The sequence below is a fragment of the Streptomyces sp. NBC_01707 genome (genome assembly GCF_041438805.1).
Classification (GTDB): Bacteria; Actinomycetota; Actinomycetes; order Streptomycetales; family Streptomycetaceae; genus Streptomyces.
Map to the genome: position 1 here is coordinate 6,151,569 of NZ_CP109190.1, position 19,936 is coordinate 6,171,504.

The window sequence follows — 19,936 nt, forward strand, 5'->3', positions numbered from 1 at the left end:
GAGCACACTGGAGAACCTCCCGTGAAGGAAAGCACGAGCCCCAGGATCGGCATCCTGGTGGTCGCGTACAACGCCGAGACGACGCTGGAGAAGACCCTCGACCGGATTCCGGAGGATTTCCGGTCCCGGGTCTCCGAGATCCTCATTCTCGACGACGCGAGCCATGATGCGACCTTCACCGCCGGATGCCGCTGGTCGCTGGCGGAGGGAATGCCGCGGACCGTCGTGATGCGGCACACCAAGAATCTCGGATACGGCGGAAACCAGAAGGCCGGATACGCGCTGGCCGCCGAACACGGACTGGACATCATCGTGCTGCTGCACGGCGACGGACAGTACGCCCCCGAACTGCTGCCCGACATGGTCGCACCGATCGAGCGCGGCGAATGCGAAGCCGTCTTCGGTTCGCGGATGATGAAGTCCGGCAGCGCCCTCAAGGGCGGCATGCCGATGTACAAGTGGCTCGGCAATCGCATTCTCACCCGCCTGGAGAACAGGCTCCTCGGCTCGAAGCTCACCGAATTCCATTCCGGCTACCGCGCCTACAGCGTCGCGGCGCTCAAGAAACTTCCCATCGCCCGGAACACCGACGCGTTCGACTTCGACACCCAGATCATCGTCCAGCTGCTCAACGAAGGGATGCGGATCAAGGAGATCCCCGTCCCGACCTACTACGGCGACGAGATCTGCTACGTCAACGGCATGAAGTACGCGAAGGACGTCGTCAAGGATGTCCTCGAATACCGCCTCGCCATCAAGGGGTTCGGCACCTGCGCCTGGATCCCCAAGCCCGTCGAGTACGCCTTCAAGGAGGGCGACGGTTCCTCGCACGCCGTCATCCTGGAGAAGATGCGAGCACTCCCGCCCGGCCGCGTCCTCGATCTCGGCTGTTCCGGTGGCCTGTTCGCGCAGCGTCTGGAGGCGCTCGGCCACGAAGTGACCGGCGTCGACTACATCGAGGTCCCGGGCGTCCGCGAGAAATGCACGCACTTCCACCTCGCCGACCTGGAGGAGGGGCTGCCCGACGAGATCGGCGCCGACTTCGACTATGTGGTCGCCGGCGATGTAATCGAGCACCTCTCCCGTCCCGAACGCGTCCTCTCCGAGGCCGCGACCGTGCTCCGGCCGGGTGGCCATGTGCTGCTGTCCGTACCGAATTTCAGCCACTGGTACTCACGGCTGAGGGTCGCGCTCGGGGTCTTCGACTACGACCGGCGCGGCATCCTCGACGAGACGCATCTGCGCTTCTTCACCCGGGCCAGCCTGCGTCGCACCGTCCGGAACGCCGGCTACGACGTCCTCGACATCGCGTCCACCGGGGCGCCGTTCTGGTCGCTGCTCGGCGGTCGCGGACCGCTCGCCACGACCCTCGGCGGCCTGTCGAAGCTGCTGACCAGGGTCCGGCCGACGCTGTTCGGCTATCAGCACGTCGCATTGCTCACCCCGCATGCGGCCGAGACGATCATCGCTGGAGAGCACGTCGATGTACAGGACATCCTCAACCGACAGTACGTCCCTGCCGGCCGGGTCGGAGTCTGAGACGGCCACCGCCGCCTCAGCGCCCCACTCCGTACCTGCCCCCGAGCCGGTGCCCGCCGCCCCCGTCAGGAGCAAGACCTTGACCCTGCCCAGTCTGACGCTGCTGCTGTTCGCCGTGTTCGCGTCGGCGGGGGGCCAGATCATGCTCAAGCACGGGATGAAGGGCGCCGCTGCGACCGTCGGGCGTGAGGGCGGATCCCTGGCGATGCGCGCGGCGACCAGCCCGTGGGTCGTTCTCGGGCTCCTCGTCTTCGCGGTGTCCGCGCTCGCCTGGATGGCGACGCTGGCCAAGGTGCCGCTGAGCATCGCGTACCCGTTCAACGCGCTCGGCTATCTGCTGATCGTGCTGGCCGGATCGACGGTGCTGCACGAGCGGACCTCGATGTGGACCTGGGGCGGTTCGCTGCTCGTGGTCATCGGCCTCGTCACGGTCATGGCGGGCCAGCAACGCTGAGACGTGTCCCGGGAGCGGGTGCGCGATCGATCGCCGGGCGGCAGGAACGAGCGCGCCCGGCGATCGAGGACTAACGCCCGCCGGGTGCCCCGCCTTCTCCCAGCAGCACCGCCCGAACCACCCGCTCCGCCGCCCGCCCGTCGTCGTACGGACAGAACCTCGCCCGGAACGCGGCCCGCAGCGCCTCGTTCTCCGGGCTGTTCCAAGTACCGTCGAGGAAGATCCGCGCCAGCTCGTCCGTGCTCGTGGAGACGGCCCCCGGGGTGTCTCCCGGTTCCCCGGACAGCAGGTCGAAACAGACCCCGCGCACCGTGCGGTACATCTCCCAGTCCGGGGCGTGCACCACGATGGGCCGGTCCAGCGCGGCATAGTCGAACATCACCGACGAGTAGTCCGTCACCAGCGCGTCGGCCGCCAGGCACAGTTCCTCGATCCGCGGATGGTCGCAGACATCGAGGATCGACGGACGGTCCGGCAGCCCCGCATCGTCGTAGAAGTAGTGCGCCCGGACCATGATCACGGTGTCGGGGCCGAGCGCGTCGGCGAGCCGTTCCAGATCGATCCTGCTGGTGAACGACGCCTCGTAGTCGCGGTGGGTCGGCGCGTAGAGCACGCTCCGCTGACCGGGGCGGATGCCCAGCGCCGCCCGGATCTCGGCGATCTGCCCGGCCGTCGCGGTGGAGAAGACGTCATTGCGCGGGTAGCCCGTTTCGAGCGAGCGTGCGGCGCTCGGGTAGGCGCGGGCCCACACCTCCGTGGAGTGCGGGTTGGCGGAGATACTCCAGTCCCACCGGTCGACGCGCTGCAGCAGCCGGTCGAAGTTCAGCCCCTGCGCCGCCGCCGGATAGTCCTGCTGGTCCAGTCCCATGATCTTCAACGGGGTGCCGTGGTGGGTCATCACATGGACCTGACCCGGGCGTTTGACCAGGTGGTCGGGGAAATTGACGTTGTTGATGAAGTACGTGGCACGGGCCAGCGTCGCCCAGTAGCGGCGGGTCCCCGGCACCACGTGGTCGATGCCGGGCGGCACCGTGTCCACCTGGTTCTTCGAAACCACCCACACCCCGCGGACCTGCGGGGCCAGCTCCTGGGCCTTGCGGAAGATCGCCTCCGGGTTGCAGCTGACCCCGCGGTTCCAGTACGCGGCGTAGACGGCGAGTCCGCGGTCCAGTGGGCGCCTGCGCTGCCACCAGTAGTAGCGCGCGGACAGCGTGCGCTTCGCACGCGCCCGGATTGCGGCGGGCACGGAGCGCATCGTCCGGCGCACGGCGAGGACGGTGTCGAGGGCGCCGAGTGCGCCGAACCGGCCACCGCCGATCAGCTGTGGCCGCAGCCCCCTCGCGCCGCCCGGGAACCGGTGCCCCTCGGGCCGGTGCCTGCGGTGGAACTCGGCCACGGACCGCACGTACCGCCTGCGCCTTCGCTCCACCGACGGGTATCCGGCCAGGAGTTCCTGGGCGGCCCGCTCGAAGAGCAGTGTCCGCAGCGGATGAAGGGCCGGCCGGTCCCGGAGGAACGTCATCAGCCCCGAGTACGCCTCGACGAGCTGGAGGGGTGTGCTGCCGTCGGTCGGCTCCGACTCGTCGGCGAGTTCCGGCAGATAGCGCTGCTGGCGGTGCTCGACACAGGCGACCGGCAGGACGGCGACGGACGCGGCGGCGGCCAGCGTCTGGAGCGCGTACATCCGCTCGCCGTGCTGTCCGGGGCCGAAGGCCAGCTTCTCGGACTCGTGGAGGGTTCGGCGTACGGCCCGGTTCCAGGAGACCTGCGCGACGTCGAGGAGTTCGGGGTGGTCGGCGAGGGTGAGGGGACCGGCGGGCAGTTCGTGCAGCAGCTCCAGCGACCGGGTCGGCCGCGGCCTGCCGCGGAACGACCGTTTGTGATGGCCGAAGAGCAGCAGTTCCGGGTCGCCCGCCGCGTTCAGCGCGTCGGCGACGGCCTGCAGCGCACCCGGCAGCAGGACGAAGTTCCCCTCCAGGAAGAGCAGATGGTTCCCGACGGCCCGCTCGGCCCCGGCGTTGCGCCGCCCGGCGGGCCCCTCGCCCGCCGGGAGATGGATGGCCTGCACCCGGTCGTCCCGGGCGGCGAACTCGTCCAGCAGCAGTCCCGAACCGTCCGGCGCCCCGTCGTCGACGCCGATCACTTCGATATCCGTGAACGACTGCGAGAGCACCGACTCCAGGCACTCGCGCAGATGTCCTCGGGCGCGACGGACGGGGATGATGACACTCAGCCGGGGCATACACGCTCTTTCTGGGTCACTGGCACCCGTAGGCGCAGACAGCGGGGGAGACGGGGGACAACAGGAAGTCGGAAGGCCGGTGGGTCAGATGGCCGGGCGGTCGGGTCCGGTCGACGGACTGCGTCCCGGCGAGGTCCCGCTCAGGAGAGCCGGTACGGGGCCGGACACCGGGACCGGCGCGGGCCCCGGCTGCCGCTCCGCGAGGGACCCCGCTGACATCGCGGGCACCTGCACGGTCGTGTCGCCCAGGAACACCCGGCGCACCACCCGCTCCGCCGCGTGCCCGTCGTCGTACGGGCAGAACCGTGCCCGGAACGTCGCCCGCAGCTGCGCGGAGCGGGAGCCGCGCCAGTGGCCCGTGGCGAAGATGTCCAGCAGTTCGTCCTCGGTGTGGGCGATCGCCCCGGGCGGGTAGGAGCGCAGATCGAAGTAGGTGCCGCGGACTGCCTCGTACGCCTCATGGTCACTGGTGTGGATGACGATGGGCCGGTCCAGAGCGGCGTAGTCGAACATCAGCGACGAGTAGTCGGTGATCAGTGCGTCGGAGGCGAGCGCGACCGCCTCGACCGAGGGATGGTCGCTGACGTCGATGATCCGCGGGTGCGTGCCGCGGACCAGCGGGGCGTCGTACGAGTAGTGCGCGCGGGTCAGGATCACGAAGTCGGGGCCGAGCGCCCGGACCACCCGCTCCAGGTCGAGGTCGAGCTGCTGGGTGCGCCGGTAGTCGCGGTGGGTGGGGGCGTACAGCAGGGCGGTGGCGCCCTCGGGGACGCCGATCGACTCGCGCAGCCGCGCCACATCGGCGACGGTGGCCCGCCGGAAGAGGTCGTTGCGTGGACTGCCGTACTCGAGCGTCTCCAGGCCGGCGGATCCCGACGGGTAGGCCTTCTCCCACACGAGGGTGGAGTGCCGGTTCGCGGAGAGCGAGAAGTCCCACTTGTCGACGTTGGCGAGCAGCTGCTCGAAGTCCATCGTGCCGGCCGCCGCCGGACGGTCCTGAAGGTCCAGGCCCATCGTCTTCAACGGGGTGCCGTGATGGGTCTGGAGCAGCACCTGGCCGCGCCGCTTGACCAGCCGCCGGTCGAAGTTGACGTTGTTCACCAGGTACTTGGAGCGGGCCAGCGCCTGCCAGTAGCGGTACGTTCCCGGGGTGAGCCGACGGATTCCGGTGGGGACGGTGTGCCCGTCCTCGGCGCGGCAGATCCATGACGTCTGCAGCCCGGGCACCAGTTCGCGGGCCTTCTCCTCGATCGCCGCCGGGTTGCAGGCGTAGCCGCGGTACCAGTACGCGGCGAACACCGCCCGGTCCGCGCGCACGGGCAGCCGGAGCTGCACGCGGTAGTACGCCTGGAGCGCGCCGGCCCGCACCACCCGGTGTGCGGCCCCGGTGATCCGGCGCAGCCGCCCACGCAGCAGTCGCACGGCCCACAGGGCGCGGTAGGTGCGGTGCGCGCCCAGCCGGATCAGTCCGTGGCGCAGCCGGGTGCGGCGCGGGGCAGGGGCGCCGGGGACGCGGTAGCGGCCGCAGTGGGCACGGGCTCGGCGGAAGAACTCGCGGCGGCTGCCGCGCGGCAGCCTGCCGCGGGTGGTGAACAGCGTCGAGAAGTGGTCGAGCATCCGGCGGTAGATCACCGGTCGCCAGGCGGCGAGCCGGGGGCGGGCGTCGATGAACGCGAAGACCCGGTCGTACTGGTCGAAGATGTCGAAGTGCTTGCGGCTGGTGGTGGACAGGATGTTGCCCTGGCGCCGCTGCCGGTAGTGGACGCACACCTCGTCGAGGACGGCGATCGAACCGGCGGCCATCAGCACCGGATAGGTCCACGGGGTGTCCTCGTAGTAGCCGGGCGGGAAGGTGAACCCCTCGGCCTCGACGAACTCGCGGCGGTACGCCTTGTTCCAGACGACCATGAGGACCTTCAGCAGACCGGGCCGGTCGCCGAGGGTGAAGGTGGCGGCGCCGGTCTCGGCGAGATACCCGGCGAAGGTGTTGCGCACGCTCTCGCCCGTCCAGTACGTACGGGCGTAGTCGTAGACCAGGACGTCCGGATCCCCGGTCCGCGCGATCCGTTCGGCGATGGTCCGCAGGGCGCCGGGGGCGAGGGTGTCGTCGCTGTCCAGGAAGATCAGGTAGTCGCCGGTGGCCTGGGCGATCCCGGCGTTGCGGGCGGGGCCGAGGCCCATGTTCTCCGGCAGGTGCAGGGCCCGCACCCGGCTGTCACGGGCGGCGAACCCGTCGATGATCGCGCCGCAGGAATCGGGGGAGCAGTCATCGACCGCGATGATCTCGAAGTCCGCGTACGACTGGCTCAGCACCGAGTCCAGGCTCTCGTGCAGATACGCCTGAACCCGGTACGCGGGCACGATGACACTGAACCTGGGCACAACACATCCATCGGTCGTTCGCTGGTGCGGGCGGGTGGTCCGCAAACGGCCGATGGGGCGTGATGGTTACGCCGAAACGTGGCATTCGCGCGAAGTGCCAGGTGGGGCGTGCTCGTTGGGAGTAACGGGACACGCCCCGCGTTGACGTACACACGGTCGACGTACTGCTGATTGATTTCTGTGTGGTGCTGCTACTTGACCGCGCCCGCCATCACGCCGGAGACGAACTGACGCTGGAAGGCGAAGAACACGGCAAGTGGAATCACCATCGACACGAAGGCGCCGGGCGCCAGTACGTCGATGTTGTTGCCGAACTGCCGTACCTGCTGCTGCAACGCCACGGTGATCGGTGGCGAGTCGGAGTCCGCGAAGATCAGGGCGACCAGCATGTCGTTCCAGACCCAGAGGAACTGGAAGATCCCGAGCGAGGCGATCGCCGGACCGCCCAGCGGCATCACGACCCGGATGAAGAGCCGGATCTCGCCCGCCCCGTCGAGCCGGGCCGCCTCGAGGAGTTCGCGCGGGATCTCCGCGAAGAAGTTCCTCAGCAGGAAGATGGCGAAGGGCAGGCCGAAGGCCGTGTGGAAGAGGATCACACCGAAGGTGGTCTCGAAGATCCCGATCTGGCCGAAGAGCTTGGAGACCGGGATGAGGGCGACCTGCACCGGAACCACCAGCAAGCCGACGACCAGCAGGAACCACCAGTCGCGGCCGGGGAAGTCCATCCAGGCGAAGGCGTACCCGGCGAGCGAGCCGATCACCACGACCAGGACCGTCGCAGGGACGGTGATCATCACCGTGCTGAGGAGGGAGTGGGTGATGGTCGAATTGTCCAGCAGCCGGGAGTAGTTGTCGAAGGTGAGCTGGGACGGGGCGGTGAAGACCTTCCACCAGCCGGTCGCCGCGATCTCCTCGCCGCTGCGCAGCGAGGAGAGGAGCAGCCCGATGGTCGGCATCAGCCAGAACAGGCCCACCAGGATGAGGAAGACCCGCATCACGCCGCCGCCGGCACGGGCCGCGATCCGTGAACCGAGGGACACCTTCGCCCGTTCCGCGCCGCTGCCGGAGGCCGAAGCCGTGCGGGTGGCCGCAGCCGTGGTCGACGGGGTGGTCATCGGCGCCCCTCCTTCCTTGTCCGGCGGACATCTCCGTGCTTCTCCGGAGGGCAACTCCCGTACCCCCGGGCGGAGGTGACTGTGGTCGACGTGGTCGTCATCGGCGCCCCTCCCTCCGCATCCGGCGGATATTGAAGATCATCACCGGGATCACCAGCAGCAGCAGGAGTACGGCGATGGCACTGCCGATCCCGAGGTCCGCATCCGTGCCGAACGAGGACCGGTACAGCTGGAGGGCCAGGACGTTCGCGTCGTCCTGGGAGGATCCCGGGGCGATGATGAAGACCAGGTCGAAGATCTTCAGGACGTTGATCATCAGCGTGACCAGCACGACCGCGAGCACGGGCGCGAGCATCGGCACGGTGATCCGGCGGAACACCTGCCACTCGTTGGCACCGTCCACCCGGGCCGCCTCGAGGAGTTCACGCGGCAGACCCGCGAGTCCGGCCGCGATCAGCACCATCGCGAAGCCCGCCCACATCCAGACGTAGCTGCCGATGATCCCGGGCGTCACCAGGGTCGGGCCGAGCCAGTCGACCCCGTTGTACGGCTCCTTGAAGTTCGACGCGGGAAGCCGGAGCAGGGCGCCGTCGGCCGAGGCGGGCAGGGTGAACGTACCGTCCGCGGCGGCCTTCGCCGAGGCGACCACCTTGCCGTTCCTGACCGCCTCGACCTCGAGCCCCTTGAGACCGAGCTCCTTGGTGTCGATGACATTGGGTTTGCCGCCGCCTCCCTTGGTGAAGTCCAGCCACGCGGTGCCGGCGACCTTCCCGGACTGCGCGGTGGCCGCCTTCGCCGGCTTCGCATCGGTCGGCATCTTGGCGGGCGCCACCCCGACGAGCGGCAACTGGACCGGTTCGCCGGCCCGTACCGGCACCTTCGTCACGAACGATCCGCCACCGCCCGCCTTGAGCGGGTGGACGGGCAGTGGGTGCGCCTTCGGGTATCCGGCCGACTCGGCGAACGTGTCGTGCACACCCACCCATACGGCGTTGGCGACCCCGCGCTCCGGGGCCTGGTCGTACACCAGCCGGAAGATGATGCCCGCGGCCAGCATCGAGATCGCCATCGGCATGAAGACGATCAGCTTGAACGCCGTGCCCCAGCGGATCCGCTCGGTCAGCACCGCGAAGATCAGCCCGAGCGCGGTGGAGATCGTCGGTGCGAAGACGACCCAGATCGCGTTGTTTTTGACCGCTGTACGGATGGTGTCGTCCGTGAACAGCGCCTTGTAGTTGTCGACACCGGCGAACCCCGTACCCGACTGGTCGAAGAACGACCGGTAGACGGAGTAGCCGATCGGATAGAGCACGAGCGCGCCGAGCAGCACCAGCGCGGGCAGCAGGAACGCCGTCGCGACGATCTTGCGGGTGCCGGTCACGCTCCTGCGGGGGCGCGGCTGCGCAGGGCGCTCGGAGCGCTCAGGGGGACGCTTGTCGGCGGGGGGCACCGCGTCGGCGCCCCCCGCTGTCGCTGTCGTCATCCCGTCAGCTCTTGTACGCCTTGGCCGCGTCGGACTCCAGTTTCGCCTGGGTCCCCGCGATGTCCTTCGGGTTCTTCAGGAAGTCCTGGAGGGTCTTCCACTCGCCCTTCCCGGGCGTCCCGCCGAACGACTGCGGGGCCTGGTCGGACATGTCGAACCGGACGGCGTCGCCGGCGGCGATCAGCGCCTTCGCCATGGTGCGCTGCACCTCGTTCGGATACGCGGCGGTGTCCAAGGCCTTGTTCGGCGAGATGAACCCGCCCTGCTCGGCCCAGATCTTCGCCGCGTCCGTCGAGGCCAGCCAGGTCAGCAGGGCCTGGGCGCCCTTGCTGTCCTTCAGCGCCACCGCCGCGTCGCCGCCCGTCACCACGGGGGACTCGGCTCCGACCGCCGGGAACGGGAACACCTTGGCGTCCGTACCGATCTTCGCCTTGGTCTGCGCGATGTTGATGCCCACGAAGTCGCCCTCGAAGACCATGGCGCCCTTGGGCTGGTCACCGCCGGTGAACGTCTGGGTGACCGAGGCCGGGAACTCCGTCTGCAGCGCGCCGTCCGCGCCTCCCGCGATCAGGGACGGCTTGCCGAAGAGCTCGGCGAGCGTGGTCAGCGCGTCCTTGACGGACGGGTCGGTCCACTTGATCTTGTGCTGGGCCAGCTGGTCGTACTTCTCCGGGCCCGCCTGGGAGAGGTAGATGTTCTCGAACCAGTCGGTGAGGGTCCAGCCGTCCGCACCGCCGACCGAGACCGGGGTGACACCCGAGGCGGAGACCGTCTCGGCCGTCGCCATGAAGTCCTTCCAGGTCTTCGGCTCGCTCGCGCCCGCGTTCTCGAACGCCTTGGTGTTGTACCAGATCAGGGACTTGTTGGCGGCCTTGAAGTAGACGCCGTACTGGGTGCCGTCCACCGCGCCGAGGTCCTGCCAGACCTTCGAGTAGTTCTTGTCCAGCTGGGCCTTGGCGTCGGCGCCCACCGGCTTGGCCCACTTCTTCTCCGCGGCCTGCTTGATCGCGCCGACCTGCGGGATCATCGCGACGTCCGGCGGCTGACCGCCCGCGATCTTCGTACCGAGGAAGTTGACGATCGGGTCCTGTGCAGGGACGAAGGTGACCGTGGCGCCCGTGCGCTTCTCGAACTCCTTGAGTACCTTGACGAAGTTGGCCTGCTCGGGGCCGGTCCAGACCGCCGCGACCGATATCTTCTCGCCGTCCAGCTTGGGCAGTGAGACGCCCGAAGGTGTCTTCTCGGAGTTGCCGGAACCTCCGCCCGCCTTTCCCTTTCCGCTGCCACCGTCGTCACCGCAGCCGGTGAGGGCCAGTGCGCCGATGGCCGTGAACACCATGGCGGCCCTGCGAATCCGAAGCGTTGTGCGCATCCGTGCCCCGTCTCTCCTGTGCGCCTGCCTGAACGTGTGGGTGTCTGCTCCTGTGCGCACAGTCCTACGCCGGGTGCACGGGCGCCGCAATACCGCTTTCGGCGTCAACATGTCGATCGTGATGGGCTCGTGACGTGCGGTCAGCCGTGTTCGGCCGCCGGACGGGCCCGATGTCCCAGCCCGTCCGGTGATCGAGGACGAAATGACGAAATAGCGAAATGACGCAAGGCGACCGGGGTGAGGATGCCCCGGTCGGAGTGAGGGCGTCTCAGGAGTGGTGGGCGACGAGCGGAGCTATTCGCTCGGCGTTCACCGAACGGGCCGCCCGCTCCAGCGCACTGGCCAGCAGCGCCAGGTCCGTCGGCCCGTTGCCCAGCTCGCGGACCGGTCGCCGGGTGGGCGGATCGCCCATCCGCTCCCACTCCAGCGGGACGACGGTGGGCCGCAGGGTCGCGGTACGCGGAATGCGGCCCGTCACCCGGCCCCCCTGGAACGGCGTCACCCGCCCGTCCGGATGCCCCAGCCTCCCCCGGCCGGGCAGCGGGTCCTCGGGCGAGGGCGGCACGACGGGTGCGTCGAGCACCACCCGCAGCCGCGCCCCGCGGGCCAGCTCCGTGTCCTCGGTACGGTCGGCGCGGGCGGACGTCGCGACCAGATGCACGCCCAGCCGGCCGCCGTCCCTCGCGACGGCCTCCAGCGCGCGGACGACCGAACCGGCGGCGGGCCGGCCCGGGCTGCCGAGGGCGGGTGCGACCAGCGCGTCGAAGTCGTCGACCAGGACGACGAGCCGGGGCAGCGGGGACGGGCCGGGATCCACGGACCGCGCGGCGGCGGGCCGCAACCGGAGTGTGCCGGTCGTCGCCGGGTCCAGATCGCCGCGCTGCTCGGCGGCGCTCGGTGCCCGCTGGCCGACCATCCGTTGCGCCACCTCGTGCCGGACGTGCCACTCGTCGAAGTCGAGCCGCCCGAGCAGCTCGGCCCGCCGCTTCAGTTCGCCGCCCAGGGCCTGGGCGAACTCGCGCATCCTCAGCGGGTCGGAGGCCGTCAAGTTCATGAATGCGTGCGGGAGTTCGCTACAGGGCCGCAGGCTCTCGCCGCGCTCGCCACCGGCGCCGTCGACGAGCAGGAGCCCGAGCCGGTCGGGCCGCGCCGCGGCGGCGAGCGAGGCGGCGACGGCGCGCAGCAACTCGGTACGTCCACTGCCGGCCGGGCCCTCGATGAGGAGATGGGGCCCTTCGTCCGCAAGATCGACGCTGAGCGCACCCCGGGGCCCGGCGCCCAGAACGACGACGGGCCGGGCGGCGACCGCGTCGGAGGCCGGGGCAGTGCAAGCTGCCGCAGCCCTGGCGGGGCTCGCGCCCTCGGTGACCCGAGCAGCGACCTGCGGCGCATCGCCGCCACGGGGCCCGCTCACCCGGCTCGCGGCACGCTCGGCGGGCTCGGCACCAGCACCGGTCCGAGAACTGGAGGAGTCGCCGACCGCGCCGTCGTGACGCTGCGCGCCGATGCGGGGGGTAGCGGGGTACGGGGTACGCCCGGAGTCCGATGTGTCGGTACGGGGGTACGGGGTGCGGCCCGAGCCGGACGTGTCGCCTGCCGGGTACGGGGTACGCCCGGAACCAGGGGCATCCGCCCGCGGGTACGGCGTGCGTCCCGATCCCGGCGTGTCCGGGCCCGGGTACAGGGTGCGTCCCGACCCGGTGCCCGACAGGCTGCCGTCGCCGCGAACCGATGTGTGCCGTGGTGTGCCCGCATGGGTGTCGTTGCTCGTGCCGGGGTACGGGGTGCGGCCGGAGCCGTGGTTGTCCGCTCCTGGGTACGGGGTGCGGCCGGAGTCCGGTGTCTCGGTGCCGGGGTACGGGGTGCGCCCCGACCCGGATCCGTACACGTCATCCGCGCCCAGGGCACCGGTGGCACCCGCGCCTGCCGGGCGCGAGGGTGGCAACGGGGCGCCTGGTCCTCCGCCGGCCGTGCGCTGCGCGCCCACCCGGGGACCCGAGCTGTCGGGGTACTGCGTGCGGCCGGAACCGTGGGTGCCGGCGGCCGGCACCTTCATGCTGCCGAGCCCATGCACCGTCGCCCCGGGCTGGTCGTCCGACGTCGACGCCCAGCGGGCCATCAGCGAGGCCGGGGTGGCCCTGGCCAGGCCCAGCTCGTCCAGCAGGCGGGCGGACGGCGGGAGGGACACTGCCGTCCGGTGGCCCGGTGCCGTCGCCGAACCGTCCGTACGCAACGGGGCCAGCGCCCGTCCGAACCGCTCCGCCCAGGCCGCCGACACCGCGTCCACCGCGGCCACCGTGCCGTGGCCCGCGGCCTGCCCGCCCGCCGTGCGCAGCAGCCGCAGTGCCGTCGCCACATCGCCGCTCAGCATCGCCACCGCCCCGCACTCGCGGAACGCGATCGACGCGTGGCAGGCCGCCTCGTACGTCGCCGGGACCGGCGAGGTGGGCGACGCGGCCGGCGTCTCGGCCAGGCAGATCAGGTGGATCCCGGTGGCAGCCCCTGCGGCGGCGAGCCGGGCCGTGGTCTCGCGCAGGACCGCGGAACCGGGGTCACCGTCGACGATCACCACGGTGTGCGGCCCCACGTACCGCCGGGCGGCCTCGGCGACCGTGCCCCGGTCGACGCTGGCCCAGCCGGTGCCGAGCGGCCCGTCGTCGAGTCGGCGCACCAGCTCCGTCGTACGGGCGGTGGCCTGCTCCCGGTCGTACGCGAGCAGCAGCCGGCAGTCCTGGCCGTGCATCGGCCGCAGATGCGGGAGCCAGCCGAGCCAGGCCCATTGACGCCTGCGCTCGTCCGCGCCGCGGGCGCGGTCGGTACTGATGAGCACGATCTCCAGGTCGGCCGGGGAGTGCAGCGCGGCGAGCTGCGCGACCACCGAGCGGGCGAGCCCGGTCAGTCGCTCCCGTGGCCCTGCGAGCCCGAGCGAACCGGCCTCCCGCAGTCCCACGGTCACCGGTACCGCGGGCAGCTCGGCGCGGTCGGTGGTGCCGAGCCGGACCACCAGAGCCTCCGGGTGCTCGGCGTCCCGCTCCCACAGCCGGGGGCCCGGTCCGAGGGCGGTCAGCAGCACGGTCGCCGGATCGGGCCATGTCTCCCCGACCGACGAGCCCGACGACGGGCGCGAAGCCGCGACGGACGACAGGGCGGACGGGTCCGGCCGGCCCACCGGTTGCGTCTCGTCCGGTGCGGCCTCGTGCACCGGCTCGGCCTTGTTGCCGGCCAGCCTGCGGGCCCAGGCTCCTATCCCGCCGCGCCGGGGTGCCTCGTGGTCCGTGGCCCGGCCGGCCGGGCCCTGCCCGCCCCGGTCACCGGCCGCGGCCGGTGACCCACTCCCGTACGCATGCGCGACGCCCTCGCCGGACCCGAAGCCGTGCGAGATCCCCGCGCTGTACGCATGACCCGAGCCGTACCCGCCCGGCCCCGACCTCGACTTCTCCGACTCCGGATCCGGGAAGTTCCCGTCCTCGCCGACGCCGCCCGCTGCCCGCGCCACCCGTAGATGGCCCTCGCCGTCCGGCGCCGTGGCCAGCGAGGGCGTACGCGCTCCCGAGGCCAGCCGCAACGTCGACTCGCCGAGCCGCAGCAGCGCACCCGGCTTGAGCCGGACCGGTCGGTCGTGCACCTCCGTACCGTCCAGTGAGGTGCCGTTCGTGGAACCGAGGTCGGCGACCGAGACCCGGCCGTCCTCGGAGACCGTCACCGCGCAGTGCAGCCGGGACACATCCGGGTCGTCGAGCGGGACGTCCGCGTCGGCGGAGCGGCCGATCCGGATCTGCCCGCCGTGCAGCAGATGGACGCCACCCGCGTCGGGGCCCGCCACCACATGGAGCTGCGCCGGTACGGCATCGTCCGCAGCCTCGTCCTCGCCGGGGACCTGGAGCGACAGCACCGCCCCGTCGACCAGGGGCGGCTCTCCCAGCGCACACCGCTGCGCGTCGAGCCGCTCGCGTCCGGCGAAGAGCACCACCGCACCGCTGCCGAGCGAACCGTCCGGCCCGGTGACGGCCGCGGCGAGGTTGGAGGCCACCGTGGCGAGCGCCGTCCCCGCAGGGGCGGTGACGAGCACGTCACAGGTGCGAGCCGGGGTCTGGCCGCTGGGCGGCGCGAGGACGGTCAGCCGGATCTGCATCGCCGTCAGCGGTCCCTTCTGCGCGGGGTGCCCGGCAGGGGAAACGCCCTGTGATTCCCCCCACCCGGCACGGACGCGTCGTCCGGTACAGGTCGTCACGTACCGCGAGGCTCCCGCCCCCACGGTTCCGTGCTGGAGGCATCCTCGCACCTGCCACTGACAACACGCCCGGGGGCCACCTGGAATTGATCTTGGAGCGTCGGCTGTGGCCCCAAAAGTGCCTGCTTGGGGCGTTCCCGGGAGCTGCGCAGGGGAACAGGGCGGTCGCTCGGGAGCGGCCATGGGCACGTTTGTGCGGCAACCGGGTGGCAACCATCCGTCCGGCGTGCGCGTCTTCCTCCGGACACGACGAATCACACGTTCCGGACACGACGGCTCACTCGCCGTTCACGACCGGAGAACGACCGACCGGTGTCCCGTTCGGAGGTCGCGGAGCGGCACTAGAGTGGGCGGAACTCCCGGGCGGCCCCGGGGGACCGCAAGCACCACGATCAGCAGGGAGCGCATGACGTGCGGCCGGTAGGCAGCAAGTACCTGCTCGAGGAGCCGCTGGGACGCGGCGCCACGGGCACCGTCTGGCGTGCCCGCCAGCGGGAGACCGCAGGTTCCGAGGCGGCCGTCGCGGGTCAGCCCGGCGAGACGGTGGCGATCAAGGTCCTCAAGGAGGAGCTCGCCAACGACGCGGACGTCGTGATGCGGTTCCTGCGCGAGCGCTCCGTGCTGCTGCGGCTCACCCACGAGAACATCGTGCGCACCCGTGACCTGGTCGTGGAGGGCGATCTCCTCGCCCTTGTGATGGACCTGGTCGACGGCCCCGACCTGCATCGCTACCTCCGCGAGAACGGCCCGCTCACCCCGGTCGCCGCCTCGCTCCTCACCGCCCAGATCGCGGACGCGCTCGCCGCCAGCCATGCCGACGGCGTCGTCCACCGCGACCTCAAGCCGGCCAACGTGCTGCTCTCCGAGCGCGACGGTCAGATGCACCCGATGCTCACCGACTTCGGCATCGCGCGGCTCGCCGACTCCCCGGGGCTGACCCGGACCCATGAGTTCGTCGGCACGCCCGCCTATGTGGCGCCGGAGTCCGCCGAGGGCCGGCCGCAGACGTCCGCGGTCGACATCTACGGTGCGGGCATCCTGCTGTACGAGCTGGTCACCGGGCGACCGCCGTTCGCCGGTGGCACCGCCCTCGAAGTGCTGCAACGGCACCTCAGCGAGGAGCCCCGCCGTCCCACCACCGTCCCGGCGCCGCTGTGGACGGTCATAGAGCGCTGCCTGAGCAAGGACCCGGACCGGCGGCCCAGCGCCGAGAACCTGGCCCGTGGACTGCGTACCGTCGCGGCCGGCATCGGCGTCCACGCCAACTCGGCCCAGATCGCCGCCGCCGACGGGGTGGGCGCCCTGCTCGCCCCCGACCCGGCGCCCCCGGCGGTCCCGGGGACCCAGGGTGCGGCCGACCCGACACAGGTGCTGCCGAGCAACGCGGGTGCGTACGACCCGAACGCCGCGACCAGCGTGATGCAGCACGCCCCCGGCCAGGGATACGGACAGGGCCAGGGCGGGTACGCCGACCCGACCGCGGTCATGCCGCCCGTGCCCACGCGCCCGGACGGCCCGCCGCAGCCCGAGGGCCCGCACCCGTGGCAGTCCCAGCTGCAGGCGGCCCGAGACCGCAACGAGCAGACGCAGGTCCAGTACCTCGACCCGAGCCAGGACCCGCTGCGCCGCCGCCCCCAGCGTCAGCAGCCGCGGTCCCAGCAGCAGCGGCCGCAGCACCAGCAGTACGGGCAGCAGCCCCAGCAGCAGCAATACCCTCAGCGCCACCAGCAGCAATACCCGCAACAGCAGCCGCAGCGACAGCAGTACGCGCCCCCGCAGCAGCCGCCGCCCCAGCAGCCGGCTCCGCGCCAGCCCCGGGAGCCGAGGCAGCGCAGCGCCAACCCGACGAAGATCCCGGGCCTCGGCTGCCTCAAGGGATGTCTGTTCACCTTGGTGCTGCTGTTCGTGGCGGGCTGGCTCATCTGGGAACTGACGCCGCTGCAGGACTGGGTGGCCCAGGGCAAGAGCTACTGGCAGGCGATCGGTGACGGGATCTCGGCCGCCACCGACTGGCTCTCCAAACTGGGCGGCAGCGGCGCCAACTGAGAGCGCGCGCACCACCGACTTCGTGGCTTTGTCGACTTCCGCGGGGCAATTTCGCCCGTAGAAGTGAAGGTTGGCGCCATGCAGGGCACGCAGCACCCCGATCGACGCGTAACTTTGTCGACCGGGGGTTAGTGAGCGAGGTCCATCGCCAGCCGCTGAGGGAGCAGTCTTGGCACGGAATATCGGCAGCCGGTACACCGCCCACCAGATCCTGGGGCGCGGCAGCGCCGGCACGGTGTGGCTCGGCGAGGGTCCTGAGGGCCCCGTGGCCATAAAGCTCCTCCGTGAGGACCTCGCGTCCGACCAGGAGCTGGTCGGACGCTTCGTCCAGGAGCGCGCCGCCCTGCTCAAGCTCGACCATCCGCACATCGTCGGCGTGCGCGACCTCGTCGTGGACGGCAACGACCTGGCGCTGGTCATGAACCTGGTGCGCGGCACGGATCTGCGCACCCGTCTCGACCGCGAGCGCCGCCTCGCCCCCGAGGCAGCGGTGGCGATCATCGCGGACGTGGCCGACGGCCTCGCCGCCGCGCACGCCGCCGGAGTGGTGCACCGCGACGTCAAGCCGGAGAACATCCTGCTCGACATGGAGGGCCCGCTCGGCCCGGGCGGCTCGCACCCGGCCCTGCTCACGGACTTCGGCGTCGCGAAACTCATCGACACCCCGCGCCGCACCAAGGCCACGAAGATCATCGGTACGCCGGACTATCTGGCCCCCGAGATCGTCGAGGGTCTCCCGCCGCGCGCCGCCGTGGACATCTACGCCCTCGCGACGGTGCTGTACGAGCTCCTCGCGGGCTTCACACCGTTCGGCGGCGGCCACCCCGGCGCGGTGCTGCGCCGCCATGTCACGGAGACGGTGGTCCCGCTCCCCGGCATCCCCGAGGAACTCTGGCAGCTCCTGGTCCAGTGCCTGGCCAAGGCCCCGGCGTCCCGGCTGCGCGCGTCCGAGCTCGCGGCCCGCCTGCGCGAACAGCTCCCGCACCTGGCCGGCATCCCGCCGCTCGATGTCGACGAGCCGGACACCGAACCGGAACCGCAGCCGTACGACGAGCAGCAGTACACCCCCAACGCCGACGAACCCCGCCGCCGCGGCTCGGTCCCGCTGGTCCCCGGCGCGTCTCCCGACTCCAACCGCGACACCCACACGAGCATGCGCGTCCCGGCCCCGGACGAACTCTCCGGCGGTCCCAGGGGAACGGCCCGGGCCCCGCGCGCCCCGGGTCAGCCGCGCCCCGGCTCGGCCCGCAACAAGTCAGCCGCCATCCGCAAACGCCGCATCACACTCGGCGCGGTGGCGATAGTGCTGTGCGCGGCACTGGGCGTCGGCGGCTGGATGGCCCTGAGCGGCGACGACGCGGGCGCGGCACCGCAGGACCCGGGGAGTTCGGCACCGGCGGTGCCGTAGCCCTCCGGAAGGTCGAACGGGTCCGGTCACTGTGGCCCCGGACACCCTGCGGTCGGCCGCCGGGCTGCCCGGCGGCCCCGTGCGCAAGGATTCCGGACGGTGATCAAGCAGCCCGGGGCAGGTCCGTGCCGACAGCCGTTACGCTGGACCCGTGGCAGTCGTCGATATTTCCGAAGAGCTGAAGTCCCTCTCCTCGACCATGGGGTCGATCGAGGCCGTCCTGGACCTGGATGCGCTGAGGGCGGACATCGCCGCGCTCGAGGAGCAGGCGGCGGCGCCGTCCCTCTGGGACGACCCGGACGCGGCACAGAAGATCACCAGCAAGCTTTCGCACCTCCAGGCCGAGGTCCGCAAGACCGAGGCCCTGCGCGGCCGCATCGACGATCTTGGGGTTCTCTTCGAGCTCGCCCAGGACGAGGCCGACGCCGACACCCTCGCCGAGGCCGAGGCGGAGCTGGAGTCCGTCAGGAAGGCGCTCGACGAGATGGAGGTCCGTACCCTCCTCTCCGGCGAGTACGACTCCCGTGAGGCGCTGGTCAACATCCGGGCCGAGGCCGGTGGCGTCGACGCAGCCGACTTCGCCGAGAAGCTCCAGCGCATGTACATCCGCTGGGCCGAGCGGCACGGCTACAAGACCGAGGTCTACGAGACGTCGTACGCGGAAGAGGCCGGCATCAAGTCGACCACCTTCGCCGTGCAGGTTCCGTACGCCTACGGCACGCTCTCCGTCGAGCAGGGCACCCACCGGCTCGTCCGGATCTCGCCCTTCGACAACCAGGGCCGGCGCCAGACGTCCTTCGCGGGCGTCGAGGTGCTGCCGGTGGTCGAGACGACCGACCACATCGAGATCGACGAGTCCGAGCTGCGCGTCGACGTGTACCGCTCCTCCGGCCCCGGTGGCCAGGGCGTCAACACGACCGACTCCGCGGTGCGCCTGACCCACCTGCCGACCGGCATCGTCGTCTCCTGTCAGAACGAGCGCTCGCAGATCCAGAACAAGGCGTCCGCGATGAATGTCCTCCAGGCGAAGCTGCTTGAGCGCCGCCGCCAGGAGGAGCAGGCCAAGATGGACGCGCTCAAGGGCGACGGCGGCAACTCCTGGGGCAACCAGATGCGTTCGTACGTCCTCCACCCGTACCAGATGGTCAAGGACCTGCGTACGGAGTTCGAGATCGGCAACCCGGAAGCGGTCTTCAACGGAGAGATCGACGGCTTCCTGGAGGCGGGCATCCGCTGGCGCAAGCAGCGGGAGAAGTAGCAACCAGTTCGCACGCGTACGGCGGTGCCGGAGCCCCCACAGGGTTCCGGCACCGCCGTTTTCGGTACCCGGCGGACACCGTGACGCGTGCGGAATTCCGTTGTCCGAAGGGGAGTTGGGGCCGCGAGTTGCGTAGGCGCCGTGGTGAGTGCGTCACAGTCGTGATTCTGATTGTCGGTCAACTGCTCGCAAAACGGTGCACATTGCACGGAACAGGCTTGACGTAGTCCTTAACTCTGGACAGGGTGCTAGTGCAGCATGCGTATGTCTGGGACGGGTGTGGGCGGGGGAAGGGCGGCTTGGCTACGGCACTACGTGGCCCGGCAGGCCGAGAGCGCAACCCCCGGCAGAGCCGTGAGCCCGCATATGGCTGCTCCATTGACGAGAACAGCTACTGGGGGTAGCA

At 71.0% G+C, this 19,936-nt stretch carries 11 protein-coding genes; 5 read left to right on the top strand and 6 right to left on the bottom strand.

All coding sequences use genetic code 11. The annotated features are described in order from the left end of the window. Positions 1 to 21: 21 nt before the first annotated feature. On the top strand, positions 22 to 1,539 hold the full coding sequence (locus tag OG963_RS27660) for a bifunctional glycosyltransferase/class I SAM-dependent methyltransferase (RefSeq protein WP_093776717.1): 1,518 nt from the start codon (positions 22 to 24) through the stop codon (positions 1,537 to 1,539). 79 nt (positions 1,540 to 1,618) lie between these two features. Continuing rightward, positions 1,619 to 1,993 (top strand): hypothetical protein, encoded by a 375-nt coding sequence (locus OG963_RS27665; protein ID WP_030922887.1) that lies wholly within the window; start codon positions 1,619 to 1,621, stop codon positions 1,991 to 1,993. 70 nt (positions 1,994 to 2,063) lie between these two features. On the opposite strand, the gene OG963_RS27670 is transcribed toward OG963_RS27665, so the two are convergent. From OG963_RS27670 to OG963_RS27695, 6 genes are all read right to left on the bottom strand, one after another. Beyond that, positions 2,064 to 4,235 carry a bifunctional glycosyltransferase family 2 protein/CDP-glycerol:glycerophosphate glycerophosphotransferase gene (locus OG963_RS27670; protein WP_093776719.1) on the bottom strand — a complete coding sequence of 724 codons (2,172 nt, stop codon included), beginning with the start codon at positions 4,233 to 4,235 and terminating at the stop codon, positions 2,064 to 2,066. Between the two features lie 84 nt (positions 4,236 to 4,319). Next, positions 4,320 to 6,617 (bottom strand): CDP-glycerol glycerophosphotransferase family protein, encoded by a 2,298-nt coding sequence (locus OG963_RS27675; protein WP_371799563.1) that lies wholly within the window; start codon positions 6,615 to 6,617, stop codon positions 4,320 to 4,322. 191 nt (positions 6,618 to 6,808) lie between these two features. Next, a complete protein-coding gene (locus OG963_RS27680) occupies positions 6,809 to 7,732 on the bottom strand; it encodes a carbohydrate ABC transporter permease (RefSeq protein ID WP_371799564.1) in 924 nt (307 codons plus the stop codon). A gap of 97 nt (positions 7,733 to 7,829) precedes the next feature. Then, positions 7,830 to 9,215, bottom strand: a complete 1,386-nt coding sequence (locus OG963_RS27685; RefSeq protein ID WP_093776725.1) for a carbohydrate ABC transporter permease — start codon at positions 9,213 to 9,215, stop codon at positions 7,830 to 7,832. Positions 9,216 to 9,219: 4 nt separating this feature from the next. Then, positions 9,220 to 10,587, bottom strand: coding sequence for an ABC transporter substrate-binding protein (locus OG963_RS27690; RefSeq protein WP_176902299.1), 1,368 nt, complete (start codon positions 10,585 to 10,587; stop codon positions 9,220 to 9,222). A 268-nt stretch (positions 10,588 to 10,855) separates the two neighbouring features. Next, complete coding sequence (locus tag OG963_RS27695; protein WP_371799565.1) at positions 10,856 to 14,719, bottom strand: FHA domain-containing protein; 3,864 nt, start codon at positions 14,717 to 14,719, stop codon at positions 10,856 to 10,858. A gap of 510 nt (positions 14,720 to 15,229) precedes the next feature. Here OG963_RS27695 and OG963_RS27700 point away from each other — a divergent pair. From OG963_RS27700 to prfB, 3 genes are all read left to right on the top strand, one after another. Beyond that, complete coding sequence (locus tag OG963_RS27700) at positions 15,230 to 16,864, top strand: serine/threonine-protein kinase (RefSeq protein ID WP_371799566.1); 1,635 nt, start codon at positions 15,230 to 15,232, stop codon at positions 16,862 to 16,864. Between the two features lie 169 nt (positions 16,865 to 17,033). Continuing rightward, positions 17,034 to 18,272: a serine/threonine-protein kinase gene (locus OG963_RS27705; protein ID WP_030922910.1), complete on the top strand. Its 1,239-nt coding sequence runs from the start codon at positions 17,034 to 17,036 to the stop codon at positions 18,270 to 18,272. Between the two features lie 151 nt (positions 18,273 to 18,423). After that, positions 18,424 to 19,530, top strand: a complete 1,107-nt coding sequence (prfB, locus tag OG963_RS27710; protein ID WP_030922913.1) for a peptide chain release factor 2 — start codon at positions 18,424 to 18,426, stop codon at positions 19,528 to 19,530. The last annotated feature ends 406 nt before the right edge of the window (positions 19,531 to 19,936 follow it).

Coding starts and splice junctions, on each gene's coding strand:
- OG963_RS27670 (WP_093776719.1), bottom strand. CDS start 4,235: ATGCCCCGGCTGAGTGTCATCATCCCCGTCCGTCGCGCCCGAGGACAT.
- OG963_RS27680 (WP_371799564.1), bottom strand. CDS start 7,732: ATGACCACCCCGTCGACCACGGCTGCGGCCACCCGCACGGCTTCGGCC.
- OG963_RS27685 (WP_093776725.1), bottom strand. CDS start 9,215: ATGACGACAGCGACAGCGGGGGGCGCCGACGCGGTGCCCCCCGCCGAC.
- OG963_RS27690 (WP_176902299.1), bottom strand. CDS start 10,587: ATGCGCACAACGCTTCGGATTCGCAGGGCCGCCATGGTGTTCACGGCC.
- OG963_RS27695 (WP_371799565.1), bottom strand. CDS start 14,719: ATGCAGATCCGGCTGACCGTCCTCGCGCCGCCCAGCGGCCAGACCCCG.